The sequence below is a fragment of the Rhodococcus sp. GQ147 genome, from assembly GCF_059759155.1.
The window spans coordinates 177,190-193,855 of the sequence record NZ_JCAXDU010000005.1; the positions used below are offsets into that span (position 1 = coordinate 177,190).

21 protein-coding genes are annotated in these 16,666 nt (G+C 66.8%); 13 read left to right on the forward strand and 8 right to left on the reverse strand.

Going from position 1 to position 16,666, the window contains the following annotated elements; genetic code table 11:
* Positions 1–42: 42 nt before the first annotated feature.
* From AC6CID_RS08375 to AC6CID_RS08400, 6 genes are all read right to left on the reverse strand, one after another.
* Entirely contained in the window at positions 43–234 is a 192-nt protein-coding gene (locus AC6CID_RS08375; protein ID WP_498353820.1) for a hypothetical protein, read from the reverse strand.
* The gene (locus AC6CID_RS08380; protein ID WP_064256104.1) at positions 231–1,052 is read right to left on the reverse strand and encodes a carbohydrate ABC transporter permease; all 822 of its coding nucleotides are present in this window, start codon (positions 1,050–1,052) and stop codon (positions 231–233) included. Before AC6CID_RS08380 ends, AC6CID_RS08375 begins: the two co-directional genes overlap by 4 nt.
* Positions 1,053–1,135: 83 nt before the next feature.
* A complete protein-coding gene (locus tag AC6CID_RS08385) occupies positions 1,136–2,209 on the reverse strand; it encodes a carbohydrate ABC transporter permease (RefSeq protein WP_019290533.1) in 1,074 nt (357 codons plus the stop codon).
* 17 nt (positions 2,210–2,226) lie between these two features.
* Positions 2,227–3,510 carry an ABC transporter substrate-binding protein gene (locus AC6CID_RS08390; RefSeq protein WP_006550832.1) on the reverse strand — a complete coding sequence of 428 codons (1,284 nt, stop codon included), beginning with the start codon at positions 3,508–3,510 and terminating at the stop codon, positions 2,227–2,229.
* Between the two features lie 157 nt (positions 3,511–3,667).
* Entirely contained in the window at positions 3,668–4,741 is a 1,074-nt protein-coding gene (locus tag AC6CID_RS08395; protein ID WP_006550833.1) for an ABC transporter ATP-binding protein, read from the reverse strand.
* Between the two features lie 47 nt (positions 4,742–4,788).
* The gene (locus AC6CID_RS08400) at positions 4,789–6,243 is read right to left on the reverse strand and encodes an alanine/glycine:cation symporter family protein (RefSeq protein ID WP_498353821.1); all 1,455 of its coding nucleotides are present in this window, start codon (positions 6,241–6,243) and stop codon (positions 4,789–4,791) included.
* A 97-nt stretch (positions 6,244–6,340) separates the two neighbouring features.
* Between AC6CID_RS08400 and AC6CID_RS08405 the strand changes: the two genes are divergently transcribed.
* The 12 genes from AC6CID_RS08405 to AC6CID_RS08460 all read left to right on the forward strand — a co-directional run bounded on the left by AC6CID_RS08405 (position 6,341) and on the right by AC6CID_RS08460 (position 13,423).
* A complete protein-coding gene (locus AC6CID_RS08405) occupies positions 6,341–7,150 on the forward strand; it encodes a DUF2786 domain-containing protein (RefSeq protein WP_498353822.1) in 810 nt (269 codons plus the stop codon).
* On the forward strand, positions 7,147–7,674 hold the full coding sequence (locus AC6CID_RS08410) for a TIGR04338 family metallohydrolase (protein WP_498353823.1): 528 nt from the start codon (positions 7,147–7,149) through the stop codon (positions 7,672–7,674). The genes AC6CID_RS08405 and AC6CID_RS08410 overlap by 4 nt, the downstream gene beginning before the upstream one ends.
* Before the next feature lie 297 nt (positions 7,675–7,971).
* Positions 7,972–8,682, forward strand: a complete 711-nt coding sequence (locus AC6CID_RS08415; protein WP_498353824.1) for a hypothetical protein — start codon at positions 7,972–7,974, stop codon at positions 8,680–8,682.
* 5 nt (positions 8,683–8,687) lie between these two features.
* A complete protein-coding gene (locus tag AC6CID_RS08420) occupies positions 8,688–9,956 on the forward strand; it encodes an SRPBCC family protein (RefSeq protein ID WP_498353825.1) in 1,269 nt (422 codons plus the stop codon).
* Entirely contained in the window at positions 9,953–10,363 is a 411-nt protein-coding gene (gene gvpJ, locus AC6CID_RS08425) for a gas vesicle protein GvpJ (protein ID WP_024102484.1), read from the forward strand. Before AC6CID_RS08420 ends, gvpJ (AC6CID_RS08425) begins: the two co-directional genes overlap by 4 nt.
* Positions 10,363–11,175, forward strand: a complete 813-nt coding sequence (locus tag AC6CID_RS08430) for a GvpL/GvpF family gas vesicle protein (RefSeq protein WP_033098477.1) — start codon at positions 10,363–10,365, stop codon at positions 11,173–11,175. The genes gvpJ (AC6CID_RS08425) and AC6CID_RS08430 overlap by 1 nt, the downstream gene beginning before the upstream one ends.
* Positions 11,176–11,177: 2 nt before the next feature.
* Entirely contained in the window at positions 11,178–11,432 is a 255-nt protein-coding gene (locus AC6CID_RS08435) for a gas vesicle protein GvpG (RefSeq protein WP_019290525.1), read from the forward strand.
* Positions 11,433–11,436: 4 nt separating this feature from the next.
* Positions 11,437–11,733, forward strand: coding sequence for a gas vesicle protein GvpO (gene gvpO / locus AC6CID_RS08440; protein WP_019290524.1), 297 nt, complete (start codon positions 11,437–11,439; stop codon positions 11,731–11,733).
* Entirely contained in the window at positions 11,730–12,128 is a 399-nt protein-coding gene (gvpJ, locus tag AC6CID_RS08445; protein ID WP_006550843.1) for a gas vesicle protein GvpJ, read from the forward strand. Before gvpO ends, gvpJ (AC6CID_RS08445) begins: the two co-directional genes overlap by 4 nt.
* Positions 12,121–12,909: a GvpL/GvpF family gas vesicle protein gene (locus tag AC6CID_RS08450; protein ID WP_498353826.1), complete on the forward strand. Its 789-nt coding sequence runs from the start codon at positions 12,121–12,123 to the stop codon at positions 12,907–12,909. The genes gvpJ (AC6CID_RS08445) and AC6CID_RS08450 overlap by 8 nt, the downstream gene beginning before the upstream one ends.
* Positions 12,906–13,133: a gas vesicle protein gene (locus AC6CID_RS08455; RefSeq protein ID WP_060652494.1), complete on the forward strand. Its 228-nt coding sequence runs from the start codon at positions 12,906–12,908 to the stop codon at positions 13,131–13,133. The genes AC6CID_RS08450 and AC6CID_RS08455 overlap by 4 nt, the downstream gene beginning before the upstream one ends.
* Positions 13,130–13,423, forward strand: a complete 294-nt coding sequence (locus AC6CID_RS08460; RefSeq protein WP_016693994.1) for a gas vesicle protein K — start codon at positions 13,130–13,132, stop codon at positions 13,421–13,423. The genes AC6CID_RS08455 and AC6CID_RS08460 overlap by 4 nt, the downstream gene beginning before the upstream one ends.
* A 10-nt stretch (positions 13,424–13,433) precedes the next feature.
* Here AC6CID_RS08460 and AC6CID_RS08465 read toward each other — a convergent pair whose 3' ends face one another.
* Together AC6CID_RS08465 and AC6CID_RS08470 are read right to left on the reverse strand one after the other, a co-directional pair.
* Entirely contained in the window at positions 13,434–14,570 is a 1,137-nt protein-coding gene (locus AC6CID_RS08465; RefSeq protein WP_024102488.1) for an acyl-CoA dehydrogenase family protein, read from the reverse strand.
* A gap of 10 nt (positions 14,571–14,580) precedes the next feature.
* The gene (locus tag AC6CID_RS08470; protein WP_019290521.1) at positions 14,581–15,750 is read right to left on the reverse strand and encodes an acyl-CoA dehydrogenase family protein; all 1,170 of its coding nucleotides are present in this window, start codon (positions 15,748–15,750) and stop codon (positions 14,581–14,583) included.
* Positions 15,751–15,852: 102 nt separating this feature from the next.
* Here AC6CID_RS08470 and AC6CID_RS08475 point away from each other — a divergent pair, with 102 nt between their 5' ends.
* Positions 15,853–16,479 (forward strand): TetR/AcrR family transcriptional regulator, encoded by a 627-nt coding sequence (locus AC6CID_RS08475; protein ID WP_006550849.1) that lies wholly within the window; start codon positions 15,853–15,855, stop codon positions 16,477–16,479.
* Positions 16,480–16,666 lie beyond the last annotated feature (187 nt).

Genomic DNA, 16,666 nt, shown 5'->3' on the forward strand with positions numbered 1-16,666 from the left:
TGCTCCTTCTCACGTCACGGCGGGGCCATCGTCACGACAGGGTCAGCCCGATCGGCGCCACGCGCGGAACGCGAACCCCCACATCACGACGAATGCGAGCAGCACGAGGGACGGCACGATGCCGGGTGGCGGCGACGTCAGCTCGGCGACCGCGGAGATCACGGCCATCACCGTGAACACCGTGAGCAGGCCGAGCAGCATCTCGAGTCGGTTCCGGCGCGGAACCTTCCTCACGACTTGACGCCACCCGCGGTCAGACCCGAGATGATGCGTCGCTGGAAGAGCAGCACCATCACCACGAGCGGCACCATGACGAGCGTGCCGCCGGCCATGATCGACGCGTACGGGGTGACGTACGGGTCGGTGCCGGTGAACCGTGCCATCGCCACCGTCACCGGGGCCGTGCTCTCGCTCGACAGCTGCGACATCAGCAGGTACTCGTTGACGGTCGCGATGAAGGCGAGGATCGCCGTGGTGAACAGCGCAGGTGCCGCGAGCGGCAGCATGACCAGGCGGAACGCCTGCCCGCGCGTCGCGCCGTCCATGCGGGCGGCCTCCTCGAGCTCCCACGGCAGTTCGGAGAAGAACGAGGTGAGCGTGTAGACGGTCAGCGGCAGCACGAACGAGATGTTCGGGATGATCAGCGCCTGGTACTTGCCGATCCAGCCGATGTCGGTGAACAGCTGGAACAGCGGCGTCACGAGCGCGACGACCGGAAACATCGACGCGCCGAGGATGATGCCGGTGACGAAGTACTTACCGCGGAACTCGAAGCGCGACAGGGCGTAGGCGGTGAACACGCCGAGCAGCAGCGCGACCGCCGTGGTGGCGCCGGCGATGATGACGCTGTTGAGCAGCGCCCGCGAGAAGTTGACCTTGGCGTCGGGGTCGAGCGCGTCGGCGAAGTTCTGCAGTGTCGGGTTCGACGGCCACAGGGTCGTGCTGAACGTCTCCGACGGGTCGCGCAGGGCCGTGACGATCATCCAATAGCAGGGGGCCAGGCCCCACATGACGATCAGCGCGACACCCAGATAGGTGCCGACCGTGCTCATCCTGCGCTTGAACGGCACCTTGCGGGTCTGCACCGGCGTGGGCTCCGGCTCCGGCCGGCTCCGAGGAATCTCGGTGGTGACGGTCATACGACCTCCCCCTTACGCTGCTTCTCCTGCGTACTCACCGCGTTGGCGCCGAGGAACCGCACCAGCACGAAGGCGACGGCGAAGATGAGCAGGAAGGTGATCGTCGACAGGGCGGACGCGGAGTTCGAACCCTGACGCATCTGGTCGACGACGAGCACCGAGATCGTGGACGTCGCCGGATTGGACCCCATCATGATCGCGGGCAGGTCGTACATGCGCAGCGCGTCCATGGTGCGGAAGAGGATCGCCACCATGAGGGCGGGCTTGACCAGCGGCAGCGTGATCATCTTGAACCGCTGCCAGGCGTTCGCACCGTCGACCTTCGCGGCCTCGTAGACGTCCTGCGGGATCATCTGCAGGCCGGCGAGGATGAGCAGCGCCATGAACGGTGCCGTCTTCCACACGTCGGCGACGATGATCGCGAAGCGCGCGGGCCACGGATCGGCGGTCCACAGGTAGTCGGTGCCGAGCAGTTTGTTGGCGGCACCGTCGTTGGCGAAGATGAAGAACCACAGCTTGGCGGTGACGGCGGTGGGGATCGCCCACGGCACCAGCACCGAGGCGCGCAGCAGGCCGCGACCCCGGAACGACTTGGCCATCACGATCGCCATCGCGAAACCGATCACCGTCTCGAGCGAGACCGTGACGACGGTGAAGAAGAAGGTGTTGAAGATCGACTGCCAGAACTGGGAGCCGAGGGTGCCCGGAGGGCACGGAATCGAACCGGTGGCGGTGTTGCAGGTCTGGGTGATCCAGCGCGTATAGTTCTCGATCCCCACGAAACCCCCGGTGACGAATCGGCCCGTCTCGGGGTCGAGTCGCTTCGAGTCACCGTGCAGCGACATCCACACCGCTCGTCCGAGCGGGTACAGGATGATCACGGCCAGGACGAGCATCGACGGGGCGACGAACATCCACACCGGGATCTTGCGCCGCTTCTTCACCGCCGTGACGGGAGGTGCGGGCACGCGGTGACGTCCGCCGACACGTCCGCGGTCGGGACCGGGGACGGTCCCGACCGCGGGGGCGTGTGGCGGATCCGCGGGAGTGTCGACCTGCGGGTCAGCCATGTACTGCTCCTAGAGCATCAGTTGCCGGCGGTCTCGATGCCGGCCCGGGTGTCGTCCAGCGCCTGCTGGACGGTCTTCTCGCCACGGATCGCAGCGTAGGCGTTGTCGGCGATCGCCTTCGACACGGCCGAGTAGTACGGCGACGCCGGACGCGGCTTGGCGGCCTCGAGGGCCTCCTTCAGCGTCGAGAAGTAGGGGTACTGCTCGAGGATCGAGGCGTCGTCGTAGACCTCGGCGAGAACCGGGGCGCCGCCCGCTTCCGCGTAGTACATCTGCGCCTGGCGGGTCTGCATGAACTCGAGGAAGTCGCGCGCGGTGGCGGGAGCATCCGAGAACGCGCTGATGCCGACGTTGTAACCGCCGAGCGTCGAGACGCCGGGGCCGTCGACGCCGGGCAGGACGGCGATGCCGTAGTTGCCGGCGACCGATGAGGTCTCACCGTCGGTGTAGAAGCCGGGCCACGTGCGCAGGAACAGTGCCTCGCCGTTGCCGAAGGCGGTCTGCGACTCGCCCTCGGTGTAGGTCTGCGCGGCGGCCGGGATGATGCCGTCCTCGAAGTTGTCGACGATGAACTGCAGGCCCTCGGCCGTCTTGTCGTCGACGGCCGGGGTCAGGCCGTCCTCGGCGACGAAGGAGCCACCGAAGGCGTTGACGATCTCGGTGACGTTGACCGTCAGGCCCTCGTAGTTCTTGAACTGACCGATGTAGCAGGCGATACCCGCCTCCTCGGCCTTCGGGCACTCGGCCTTCAGGTCGTCCCAGGTCGCGGGGGCCTCGTCGACGAGGTCGGTGCGGTAGTAGAGGAACGCGCCGTTGGTGTTCTTCGGGGCGGCGTACAGGGTGCCGTTGTAGGTACCCGACTCGACGGTCGCGGGCAACAGGCCCTCGGTGTCGATCGCCAGGTCGTCCTCGAGGGGGAGCAGCCAGCCGTTCGCGGCGAACTCCGCCGTGTTGGTGACGTCCACGGCGATGAGGTCGTATTCGTCGCTGCGGGCCTGCATCCGCTGGGCGATGTCGTCGTACTGGTCGTTGGCCTCCTTGGCCAGCGGCTTGAACGTCACCTGCTCGTCGGGATGCTCGGCGTTCCAGTCGGCGATGATGCTCTCGAGCGCCGCGTTCAGGGGATCCTGCCCCTCGACGATCGTGATCGGGCCGCGGCCCTCACCGGAAGCAGCGGTATCCTCGCCGCCGGTCGAGGTGTCGTCGCCACCGTTGTCCGACGAGCAGCCCGCGAGAACGAGCGCGGTCGCGGCCGTAGCGGCGATCGCAGCCCTCCGCATCGCCTTCGTATTCAGAACCATCAACAACTCCCCATTTCGAGGTCGTAGAACACACGTCGGTGACCCAGCTGCACCGACACCGGCCACTACTGTGGCACGCAGCACCGGTAAAAGTCGGCATTCCGCCCATCCTGAATCGGTCGAGTGTCGACTCCGCAGACCGATCCCGGAGCGGTGATCAGCCGATCCGCTTCCCGTCGGACGTTCCGAAGACGTGCACATGCTCGGGGTCGAAGCGCAGGTACAGCCGGTCGCCCTTCTGCGGAGGGTTGCGCCAGTCGCTGCGGGCGACGATCTGCTGGCCGATCCCGCCGACGTCGGCCCGGCCGTAGACGTAGGCCTCCGAGCCGAGCTCCTCGACCACGTCGACATCCATGGCCAGACCCTCGTTCGAGATCTCGAGGTGTTCGGGCCGGATCCCGAGCACGACCTCCTTCTCGGTGACCTGGCCGACCACGTCGCGCGGCACCGGTACGTGGGTGTCGCCGATCATCGCGCCGCGGTCGAAGACCGGGAGGCGGAACAGGTTCATCGCGGGCGAGCCCATGAAACCGGCGACGAAGACGTTCGCGGGCTTGTTGTAGAGCACGCGCGGCGACGCGCACTGCTGCAGGATGCCCTTCTCGAGCACAGCGACGCGGTCGCCCATCGTCATGGCCTCGACCTGGTCGTGGGTGACGTAGACGGTGGTGGTGCCGAGGCGGCGCTGCAGCTGTGCGATCTGCGTGCGGGTCTGCACGCGGAGTTTGGCGTCGAGGTTCGACAGCGGCTCGTCCATGAGGAAGACCTGCGGCTGGCGGACGATGGCCCGCCCCATCGCGACGCGCTGACGCTGACCGCCGGACAGCGCCTTGGGTTTGCGGTCGAGGAACTGCTCGAGGTCGAGCATCTTCGCGACCTCGACGACCCGTTCGCGGATCTCGTTCTTCGGTGTCTTGGCCAGTTTCAGCGCGAAGCCCATGTTCTCCGCGACCGACATGTGCGGGTAGAGGGCGTAGTTCTGGAACACCATCGCGATGTCGCGTTCCTTCGGATCCTGCCCGGTGACGTCCTGGTCGCCGATGAGGATGCGTCCGCTGTGCACCTCCTCGAGACCTGCGAGCATGCGCAGCGAGGTCGACTTGCCGCAGCCCGACGGTCCGACCAGGACGAGGAACTCGCCGTCCTCGATCTCGAGGTCGAGCGCGTCGACCGCAGGCGTACTCGAGCCGGGGAACAGGCACGTGGCCTTGTCGAAGGTCACCGACGCCATCTCGAAGATCCTTTCCGAAGCGGTACACGCTCGTGCGGTAGGGGAATCTACCGTGCGTCGCTCGATCGGCTCTCGACCGGCGTGACGTCGTCGTCGTTCCACACCTGGATTCCGCGGAGGCCCGGGACGTCACCGGCGCGGAAGACGGGGTCGCGACCCTGCTTGCGTTGCGCGCTGTAGTGATGGAACAACGCGTAGGCGATACCCGACAGCGGGATCAGGGCGATGAGGTTGACGGTGGCCATGATTCCCATGGCGAGGTCGGCCAGCGCCCACACCAGCGGCAGCGAGCCGATGGCCCCGAGGAAGACGCACAGCACGACCGCCGAGCGCAGGTAGGGCAGAATGCGGCGCGATCCGGTGAGGAACTCCATGTTGGATTCGCTGTAGTAGTAGTTGCCGATCACCGAGGTGAACGCGAGGAAGAAGATCAGCACGGCGAGGAAGTGCACCGTCCAGTCACCGAGTTGCAGCGCGAGCGCGTTCTGCGTCAGAGCGGCGCCCTCGAGACCGCTGCCGAATTCGGGTTCCGACAGCAGGATGATGAAAGCCGTGATCGAGCAGACCAGCAGGGTGTCGAAGTAGACGCCGAGGCTCTGGACCAGGCCCTGCTTGACCGGGTGGGAAACCGCGGCGGCGGCGCCGGCGTTGGGCGCCGAGCCCATGCCGGCCTCGTTCGAGAAGAGACCTCGGCGGATGCCGTTCATGAAGGCAGCGCCGAAGCCACCACCGATGACCTCCTCGAGACCGAAGGCGTTCTCGACGATGAGGCGGAAGACGGTCGGAACCTCGCCGATGTTGAGGACCACGACGATGATGCCGATGACCAGGTAGACGAACGCCAGGACCGGCACGACGATCTGGGAGACGCCGGAGATGCGGCGGATTCCGCCGAAGATCACCGCGCCGACGATGAGGGCGACGGCCAGCCCCACGATCACCTGGAGTGCCATGGTCTTCTCGCCGACGGAAATCGAGACGGCGTCGACGATCGAGTTGGTCTGCACCGCGTTGAACACGAATCCGTAGGTGATCGTGATGATGACCGCGAAGATCATGCCCATCCAGCGTTTCCGCAGCCCGTACTGCATGTAGTAGGCGGGGCCACCGCGGAAGCTGCCGTCCTCGTCGCGCACCTTGTACAGCTGGGCGAGCGTGGACTCGAGGAAAGCGGTCGCTGCACCGACCAGAGCCATCGCCCACATCCAGAACACCGCGCCGGGACCACCGAGGCTGATCGCGATCGCGACACCGGCGACGTTGCCCGTTCCCACGCGAGAGGCCGCCGAGACGGAGAAGGCCCGGAAGGCGGACAGGCCGGGTTCTCCGTTGGGTTGTCTCTCGGGTTTCTCCACGATGGAACGCAGCATGTCGGGCAGGAGCCGGATCTGGATGAACCGGGACCGGATCGTGTAGTACAGGCCCGAACCGATGAGCAGTGCGATCACCGCATACCAGAACGTGTCGTTGATATCGGTGACGAAATCGACCGCAGTGTCCATCTGCACGATCTTGGTGGGTCGCGGGTGGTTTCGCAGGAACTTCGTGCGTGTTCCCGGTCTCGTGGGCGGAGTCGGTGCCAAGCTCTACGCTCGCTGGGTGAGTTCGGACAAGATGTTGAGTCGTATCGGCGGGTTGCTCCGCCAGGCGGAGTCCACCGACAACCCTCACGAGGCCGACGCCTTCCTCGCCGCGGCGCAGCGGCTCGCGACGTCCTCCTCGATCGATCTGGCGGTCGCGCGCAGTCACACGGCGGCGAAGGAACGCCGCGCGACTCCCGTGCAGCGACTGATCACCATCGGCGAGACGGGCAAGAAGGGACTGCGCACCTACGCCCAGTTGTTCATCGCGATCGCCGGGGCCAACGACGTGCAGTGCGACATCACCGCGAACTCCACCGTCATCTACGCCTACGGCTTCGCCGACGACATCGACGTGTGCGAGGCGCTGTACTCCTCCCTGCTCGTGCAGATGGTGCGGGCGTCCGACGCATATCTGCGCGAGGGCACCTACCGGAACGAGACCACGGTGCGCACAGTCGTCGAGGAACGCGGTGGCCGCCGTGTGCGCACACGCGTGCGCAAGCCCGTTGCCGCGGTGACGGCCCGGCTGAACTTCCAGTCGGCGTTTGCCGCCCGCATCGGCGCCCGGCTGGCCGAGGCGAAGCAGGAGATCGAACGCGAGGTGGAAACATCCGCGCCCGGTACGGCGTTGGTGTTGCGTGGGAAGAGTCTGGAACTGCAGGACTTCTACCGCAGTACGTCGCAGGCACGGGGCAGTTGGCGGGGAAACCGGGCCCCGTCGGCGCGCTCGGCCGATGCCCGGCGCGCGGGCGACCGCGCCGGACGCGCGGCCCGGCTGGGAACGGCACCCGAACTGCCGTCGGCTCCGAGGAGGCTGAAACGGTGACCAAGGTGCGCGACACCCGCAGAACCGCTGTGTACGAAGCGGAGTCCATCGTACGGAAGATGCTCGACCGCGCCGACGAGCGCGGTCTGCGGACCGTCGAGGTAGCCGGTTCCCACGTCACGCTCCCGGTGGAGAGACGGTTCGCCTCCATCGCCTCGGTCCAGGACTACATCGACGCCGTGCTCGCCCTCGACTGGGTACGCACCCGGTGGGAGCGCGCCGCCGTGCCGGTGCGCGTGCGGGCCCGTGCGGGCAACGCGGCCGCACACTACGAACGCGACTGCGCGACGATCGCTCTTCCCGAGCACCGGGTGAACACCGCGTGGGCGTTCCGCGAGATGGTGGTGTTGCACGAACTCGCGCACCATCTCGATCCGCAGGATCCCGACGACGCCACCGAGGGGGCCCACGGGCCGGCCTTCGTCGACCGCTTCCTCGCACTCGTCGGCGAAATCATCGGTCCGGAAGCAGCATTCGCTTTGCAGGCGACAGGGATCGCCACCCCGGTGCATCTGCGGCGATAGCCTCCGGTTTCCGGAATCCTTACCGGCTCGAGAACCTTTCTTTGGCATGCCCGCGGACGGCCGGTCGAGATCTGTAGCAAGCCTCGTATCCTGTTGCACAACATACTGATTGGTACTTTTCGAGCCCGTCGTTCACTCCGGAATCCGCATGCCGACGAAGCACGCGAATCAAGGCCTCGAGTGACGTACTGTGGTTTGCATCACACAAAGACGCGCATCGGCTGCGTACCGTACCGAGACCTCCCCGGCCCCTTCCGAGCACGCCACACGACGCGCGGCATACGAAGGAGAACGGTGATGAAACCCGGAGCACGAGTCGCCCTCGGTGTGGGCATCGGATATTTCCTCGGCCGTACCAAGAAGATGCGGGTGGCCATGATGCTCGCCGGTGCCGGAATGACCGGCAAACTGCCCAGCAATCCGCAGGAACTCCTGCAGCGCAGCGCCTCGATGCTCGGCTCGTCTCCCGAGATCAGCAAGATCACCGAATCCGTTCGCGGAGAACTCGTGCATGCGGCTCGTGCCGCTGCCGTGACCGCGGCCAGCAACCGGATCGACGCCCTCAACGAACGTCTGCAGTCCCGTGCGAGCGGTGGCGGGCGATCGGAGGAACCCGAGGATGCCGAATACGAGGACGAATACGACGAATCACGCGACGAGGAGGAAAGTCGCGGCAGCAGGCGTCGCGGCAGCCGGAATCGGGACGAGGAGCCGGATTACGACGAGACGGACGAAGAGGGTTCCGACGAAGAGGATTCGGGCGAGGAGGATTCGGGCGAGGAGAATTCGGGCGACGAAGAGGAGCCGGAACCCGAGCGTCCCGCACCGCGGCGCCGTGCAGCCCGCGCCACATCCCGTCCGCGGACGTCCCGCAGCAAGAAGACGGCCGACAGCGAAGATCCGGACGACTCGGAGGAGGCACCTCCGAAGCCGCGCAAGCGCGCAGCGCGTAGCACTGCGTCGTCCTCCTCCTCCGGTCGTGCGCCCGTACGTCGAACGAAGCGGTGAGAGCGATGGCCAGGTTGAGCGATGTATCGGGCGGAGTCGCCGACGCGGTGGGCAAGGCCGGGAAGACCGCGACCGATACCGCCGGTAAGGCGGGCCGCACCGCCTCGGACACGGCAGGGAAGGCCACGGGCGGACTGACCGGCGGTCTGCAGCAGTCGTTGCAGGGCCTCGCAGGAACCGTCGCGCAGAATGCGTTGTCGAGCCTGTCGGACAGGGTCACCGGCACGGCGGGACGATTACAGGATTACTCCGAGGGCAAAGGCGGAAATCTGGCCAGTGCGCTCACCGGCGTCGACAAGCTCGCTCAGGGCGAGTCGCCGCTGAAGGCGGCGGCGAGCTCGGGGTTCGAGAATCTGAAGAACACCGCGAAGGACAAGTTCGAGGACGTCAAGGAGGCCGTCACCGGCGGGGGCCAGGGGGGCGGCGGCGGCAACAAGAAGATCAAGCTCACCAACATCGTCGAGAGCATCGACGTGGGGGTGCCGGTCGATCTGGCCTACGACCTGTGGACGCAATTCGCCGACTGGCCGAAGTTCATGAAGAAGGTCGAACAGGTCGAGCAGGTCCAGGACGAGAAACTCCATTGGACGGGCAAGGTTTTCTGGTCGCGTCGGAACTGGGAGTCCACGATCCTCGAACAGGTGCCGTTCGAACGGATCGTGTGGCGTTCCAAGGGAGGAAAAGGTTACATCGACGGCGCGGTGACCTTCCATGAACTCACACCGGATCTCACCCGGATACTCCTGGTGCTCGAGTACCACCCCCGGGGCCTGTTCGAGCGCACCGCGAATCTGTGGCGGGCGGTGGGTCGCCGGTCACGCCTGGAACTGAAGCACTTCCGGCGCCACGTCATGACCGAAGCCGTGTTGCATCCCGACGACGTCGTCGGCTGGCACGGCGAGATCCGCGACAGCGAGGTCGTCAAGGACGACGAGACCGCGCGCCGGGAGGAAGAGGAGCAGGAGCAGGAGGACACCGGCGAGAACGACGAGGAGTGGGAGACCGACGCCTCCGGTGACGAGGACGAGATCCGCGACGAGGACGAGGATTTCGAGGAGAGTGAGCCGTCCGAGGACGAAGGCGACGAGGAGTCGGCCGAGGACGAGGAGGATCTCGAGGACGAGTATCCCGAGGAGGACGAGTCCTCCGACGAAGAACCCGACGACGAAGAGGAAGAGCCCGAACCGCCTCGGAAACGTGCGCCCGCCAAGCGGACCCGGGCGACGAAGAGCACCGGTACGCGCTCGTCCCGCTCGAGAGGATCCCGGTCATGACCATCCAACCTGCAGGGGGCGGCGGTGGAGGCGGCGGGGGCGGTATGGCCCGTCCCAACTCGTCCGGCCTCGCCGACGTCATCGACACCATCCTCGACAAAGGCCTCGTCATCGACGCGTTCGTGCGTGTCTCGCTCGTCGGTATCGAACTGCTCACCATCGACGCCCGCGTCGTCGTGGCCAGTGTCGACACCTATCTGCGTTTCGCGGAAGCGGTGAACCGGCTCGAGATCTCCGACAACGAGCCGAAGGGCCTTCCGGATCTCGTCGGCGACATCACCTCCGGCGGTTCCAAGCACAAGACGAAGGGCGCGCTCGAGGCTGCGGGGGAGAAAGTCAGCGAGTTCCTCGGGGACGTCCAGGAGCAGCGGCAGCCCGCTCGACGATCACGCAGGGGTGAGGACTGATGTCCACCGAACAGACCGAACGACCCGAGCAGGGCGACAGCGACGAAACCGCCACGACCACTGCGGTCTACGTCTACGGCATCGTCCCGTCGGATGTGGAACCGGAGGAGCATGCGGAAGGGGTGGGCAATCCGCCGGCCGAGGTGTCGGTGGTCAAGTCCGGTCGCATCGCTGCACTGGTGAGCGAGATCCCGACCGATCGCGCTCTCGGCACACCGGACGATCTCGAGGCGCACGCCGCGTTGCTCGACGGGACCGTGACGGTCGCCCCCGTGCTCCCGCTGAGATTCGGTGCCGTCCTCACCGACCGGGACGCGGTGGCCGCGGAATTGCTCGAGGGGAACGAGGACGAACTCGCCTCGGCCCTCGACCAACTCGACGGTCTCGCACAGTTCGTCGTGAAGGGACGGTACGACGAGAGGGCGATCCTGCAGGAGATCCTCGAGGAGAACTCCGAGGCGGCGCAGTTGCGGGAGCAGATCCGTGGGCAGTCCGAGGACGCGACCCGCGAGGCGCGAATGGCGCTCGGGGAAATCATCAACGCGGCGATCGAGGCCAAACGGAACGAGGACACGCGCCGCACGGTCGAGGCCCTGTCGTCGCTCGACCCGATGGTCAACGAGCGGCAACCCACGCACGAGCAGGATGCCGTGCACATCGCCGTCCTCGTCGAACTCGAGCGGCAGGACGAACTCGAACAGGCCCTGCAGGAACTGGGTCGGGAATGGGAGGACCGGGTCGAGATCTCGTTGCTCGGCCCGATGGCGGCCTACGACTTCGTGGCGAAATCCGACCCCGGCGAAGGAGGTTGACGATGGGTCTGCTGACCTCCCTGCTCACGCTGCCCCTCGCTCCCGTCAGGGGAGTGATGTGGCTCGGAGAGATCATCCAGGAGCAGGTCGAACAGCAACTGCACGATCCCGCCAACGTGCGGCGCGAACTCGAGCAGATCGAGGAGGCGGCGGAGGCGGGTGAGCTGACCCCCGAGGAGAAGGACGAGGCGCAGCAGGCCGTGCTGAACCGCATGATCTCCCGGGGCGGCTCCGGCCCCGCCGGGGGAAAGGAGTGATCCCGTGGCGCAGGACACCGGCCCGCCCGCGATCTCGGCGGCCGAGGCCGCATCGGCGGCCCTCACACATCTGAAGGAACTGACCTCGAAGGAAGCTCAGGGGGTCACCTCCGTCGAACCCACCGAGGACGGATGGGTCGTCGAGGTGGAGGTCGTGGAAGACAGGCGGATTCCGTCGTCGGCCGACATGCTCGCGCTCTACGAGGTGGAGGTCGATCTGGACGGTGATCTGCTCGCGTACCGGCGGACCCGGCGTTACGGACGCGGCAGCAGCGACATCGGCGCAAGGACCGGGTCATGACGGTGGTCGGTGGGGGAGGCGGCATGTCGTCGCCGCAGCCCTACGGGGGTGGAGGACGGTCGACCAATCTCGGCGACATCCTCGAACGTGTCCTGGACAAGGGGTTGGTCATCGCCGGCGACATCCAGGTGAATCTGCTCGACATCGAACTGCTCACGATCAAGCTCCGCCTCGTCATCGCATCGCTCGAGACGGCCAAGGCCGTCGGGATCGACTGGTGGGAGAGCGATCCGTGGTTGACGAGCAAGGCTCGCTCACCCGAGGTCGATTCGAGCCGGGTGGAACTCGAATTGGAGAACCGGCAGCTTCGCGAACGGTTGGCCGCACTCGAGGCCCGAGCGGAGGAACTGGAGTCGGAACCGGCGGAGATCGTGGACGAGGAGAACCGTGACTGACACGACCGGGACCTGGATGTACGCCGTGACCGACGGGACGCTCGTCGGCCACGAGACCGAGGGCGCCTCCGGCGTCGCCGGCGAGCAGGTCCGCACGGTGCAGGAGGGCGGACTGACCGCCGTCGTCGGAACGGTGCCCCTGGACGATTTCGGCGAGGCCGCACTGGCTCGCAATCTCGAGGACCTGGACTGGCTGGAAAGAGTGGCCCGCGCCCATGATTCGGTCGTCGCCGGATTGGCACGGCACGTCTCCGTGGTACCCCTTCGACTCGCGACCGTCTGCCTCGACGACGAACGGGTCCGGGCCCTGCTCACCGAGCACCGGGAGCAGTTCGCGTCTGCGCTCGCCCTCGTGACCGGTCGTACCGAATGGGGGGTCAAGGCGTTCGCCGATCGCAAGGCGCTGACCGCGGCCGCCGCGGAAGCGCATGCGGAGGGTGCGGGTTCCGGCAGGGGCACGGCCTATCTGCTGCGTCGCCGCGCGCAACTGGCGACGCAGGAGAGCATCGAACGCGATGCGGCCGAACGCGCCGCCGATATCCACGATCGGTTGCTGCGTGTGTCGGCCGCGGGTCGCCGGAGCGCGCCGACCGATCCGGCACTGAGCGGCAGCCAGGAGTGGATGCTGCTCAACGGGACATATCTCGTCGACGACGACAGGGCGGACGAATTCTATTCCGAGGTGGAGGAACTCGGGTCCCTGAATCCGGGGATCAGGCTCGAGACGAGCGGCCCGTGGCCGCCCTACTCGTTCGCTGGAGCAGAACGGATCTCGCCGTGAGATACGCCGACGGATCGGTGGACGAGGAACGGCGGATCGCTCTGATCGATCTGCTGGATCGGGTGCTGTCGGGCGGCGTGGTCATCACCGGCGACATCACACTGTCGATCGCGGAGATCGATCTGGTGCGGATCTCGTTACGCGCGTTGATCTCGTCGATCAGTACCCTGTCGCTGCCCGGGGTCGACGTCCCCGTTCCCCGTGGGGCCCGGGAGGGTTCGTGAGCGAGCCGGTGAACTTCCCGTCGCGTATCGACGCCGATCCCGAATCCGTGGAGCGGGGTCTGGTGACGCTGGTGCTCACGCTCGTCGAACTGCTCCGGCAGCTGATGGAGCGTCAGGCCCTGCACCGCATGGATGCAGGGGATCTCAGCGACGAGCAGATCGAACGGCTCGGCACGACACTGATGCTGCTCGAGCAGCGCATGGGCGAACTGCGCGACCATTTCGGGCTCACCCCCGAGGATCTCAACATCGATCTCGGTCCGCTGGGGACACTGCTGCCCCGGGAGTGAGCCCGATCGGTCACATTCCGGCGATCTCCACGAGCTCGTAGTCCTTCACACCGCCGGCGAGCACCCGCAGGTGATCGTCCATGGTGCCGAGGGTGTGCTCGATCGCGGTCAGGCGGCTCAGGTAGTGGCCGATGGAGTGCTCGGCCGTGACACCGATGCCGCCGTGCATCTGCACGGACTCCTGGCCGATCTTCCGAGCGGACCGGCCGACCTGCAGCTTGGCGCGCGAGGCGATGGTCGGGTCGACGATGCCGTCGGCGAGGGCCATGGTCGCGTACAGGCTCATGCTCGACGCCAGCTCGTACAGCACGTACATGTCGGCCGCACGGTGGGTGAGCGCCTGGAACATCGACAGCGGCACACCGAACTGCTTGCGCTGCTTGAGGTAGCTCGTGGTCAGCTGCACCGAGGAGTCGAGGGCACCGACCGCCTCGGCGCACAGTGCCGCCTGCGCGTGCACCTGCGCCGCGGTGATGGCGGCGGACGCGTCGGCCGCCTCACCGAGCGGGGTCGCCGCAACATCGTCGAGCACGAGTTGCGCACCGCGACGCTCGTCGTGGGTGCGGTACGGCGTGCGGACCAGACCGTCGGCCGATGCGTCGACGACGAACAGTCCGACGCCACCCTCCGGGAGCTTCGCGGAGACGATGAAGGTGTCGGCGCAATCACCGTGCAGCACAGGATTCTTGCGACCGGAGACGGTCCAGGAGTCGCCGTCGCGCGCCGCGGTGGTGGCCACCTCGGTGTGCGGCCAGCGGCTGCCCGGCTCGTCGTGCGCGAACGCGAGGAGCACGGTGCCCTCGGACAGTCGCGGCAGGATGTCGGAGCGCTGCGCGTCGGTGCCGACCTCGGCGACGAGCCGGCCGGGCAGGTAGACGCAGTCGAGCACGGGCTCGGGTGCGAGCGCGCGGCCGATCTCGGTCATGACGGCCATGACCTCCACCGGTCCGGCTCCCATGCCGCCGTGCTCCTCCGCGAAGGGCAGGCCGAGCACGCCGAGTTCGCCGAGTTGCTTCCATACGTCGCGGTTCCAGCCCAGGTCACCTTCGGCCACCCGGTTGCGCGACTCGACGTCGTACGCGCCGGAGAGCAGGTCGCGGACGGTCGCGCGGAGCATGTCCTGTTCGGTGTCGAGTTCGAAGTTCATGTCCGGGGCCTCACAGTCCGAGAATCGAGGAAGCGATGATCGAACGCTGAACCTCGTTCGACCCGCCGTAGATGGTGACCTTGCGGTTGTTGAGGTAGGTCGGCATCGTCAGCTGCGCCCAGTCGGGCGAGTCGATACCGGCCTCGCCGGCGGGCAGCGAATCGGGGCCGGCGATGTCGACGAGCAGTTCGGTCGCGGCCTGCTGCAACTCGGAGCCGCGCATCTTGAGCAGCGACGATGCCGGGTTGGGCTTGCCGTCGGCCGAGCCGGCGACGACGCGTAGCTGGGTGAGCTCGAGAGCGAGCAGCTCGTTCTCGAGTTCGGCCAGGCGTGCCGCGAAGATCGGGTCGTCGAGCAGCGAGCCGCTGCCGTAGCGGGTCTCGGCCGCGAGGGACTTCGCCCGCGCGAGCTTGACCTTGGTGGCGCCGACCCGGGCGATGCCGGTGCGCTCGTTGCCGAGCAGGAACTTCGCCTGCGTCCAGCCGGTGTTCTCCTCGCCGACGAGGTTCTCGGCGGGAACGCGCACGTCTTCGAAGAAGACCTCGTTGACCTCGTAGCCGCCGTCGATCAGTTTGATCGGACGGAGGGTGACGCCCGGGGTGTCCATCGGGAAGAGCAGCATCGAGATGCCGGCCTGCTTCTTCGCGTTCGGATCGGTGCGGACGAGGCAGAAGATCCAGTCGGCGTGCTGCGCGAGCGTCGTCCACGTCTTCTGACCGTTGACGATGTAGTCGTCACCGTCGCGGACGGCGCGGGTCTTGAGGGACGCGAGATCGGAGCCGGCCTCGGGCTCGGAGAAGCCCTGGCACCACCAGATGTCGAGGTTGGCGGTGGCGGGGAGGAAGCGTTCCTTCATCTCCTGCGAGCCGAACTGTGCGATGACCGGCCCGATCATGGACGCGTTGAACGGCAGCGGGTCGGGCACCGACGCGAGCTGCAGCTCGCTGAGCCAGATGTTGCGCTGCATCGGCGTCCAGTCCTGACCGCCCCATTCGACGGGCCAGTTGGGAACGGCGAGGCCGCGCGAATGCAGGATGCGCTGGACGGCGACGTAGTCGTCCTTGCCCAGCGGAGTGCCGGAGGCGGTCTTCGCACGCACTTCGGCGGGGATCTCGGTGGTGAAGAAGGTGCGCAGTTCGTCGCGGAACGCACGCTCCTCCTCGGTGAGCTTCAGGTTCATGGAGGGACCTTCCAGGGATGCCGGCGCCGTAGCGCTTCTCGCGATTCCAAACTAACCTTACATTGTTAGCTCGTCCAGGCCGGGCCGGAAGGAGGACGATGGATGGCGCGCCCGCGCACGCCTCTGCTCAGCCGTGAGCTCATCCGCGACGTCACGCTACGACTCGTCGACGAGCACGGCCTCGACGCCGTCTCGATGCGTCGGATCGCCGCCGAACTGGGTGTTCGCGCCCCGTCGCTGTACAGCCACTACGCCACCAAGGAAGAACTGCTCGACGACATCGCCGACGCCATCGGTGAATCGGTCGACGTCAGCGGGTTCGCCGAGGACGACTGGCAGGAAGCGCTCCGACGCTGGGCTCGCACCTACCGCGACGCGCTCGCCGCGCACCCGAATATGGTGCCCTTCCTCGCCTCGAGTCCCGGCACCCGGCCCGTCTCCCTCCAGGCGTCCGACGCCATCCACGGCGGCCTCACCCGCGCCGGCTGGCCGCCCCGCTTCGCGACGATGATCGGAGCCTCGATCAAGTACATCGTCATCGGTTCCGCGATCACCTCGTTCGCGGGCGGATTCGACGATCACATCGACACCTACAACGAGCGGTATCCGCATCTGTCGCAGGCGCATCGGCTTCGCGAGTACGCCGCCGAGATCGATGCCGAGAGCTTCGACCTCGTTCTCGAGTCCTTCCTGCGGGAACTCGGGCGACGATACGAGATGTTTCCTTAGCCCGAATGCACCGATCAGCTGAGCGCGTTGCTGTGAATATGGTTGTGCGGTAACGATCGCTCTGCTGGCATGGCTGATCGTCCGACCACTCGGGTCGGGTTGTTCCACTGGATCGTCAAGTCCCGAGTTTTGTTGAGGCTGAGCGTGTGTTCAGTCCTCAGGCCGCAGGTGCGGCCGGTGGTTGTGC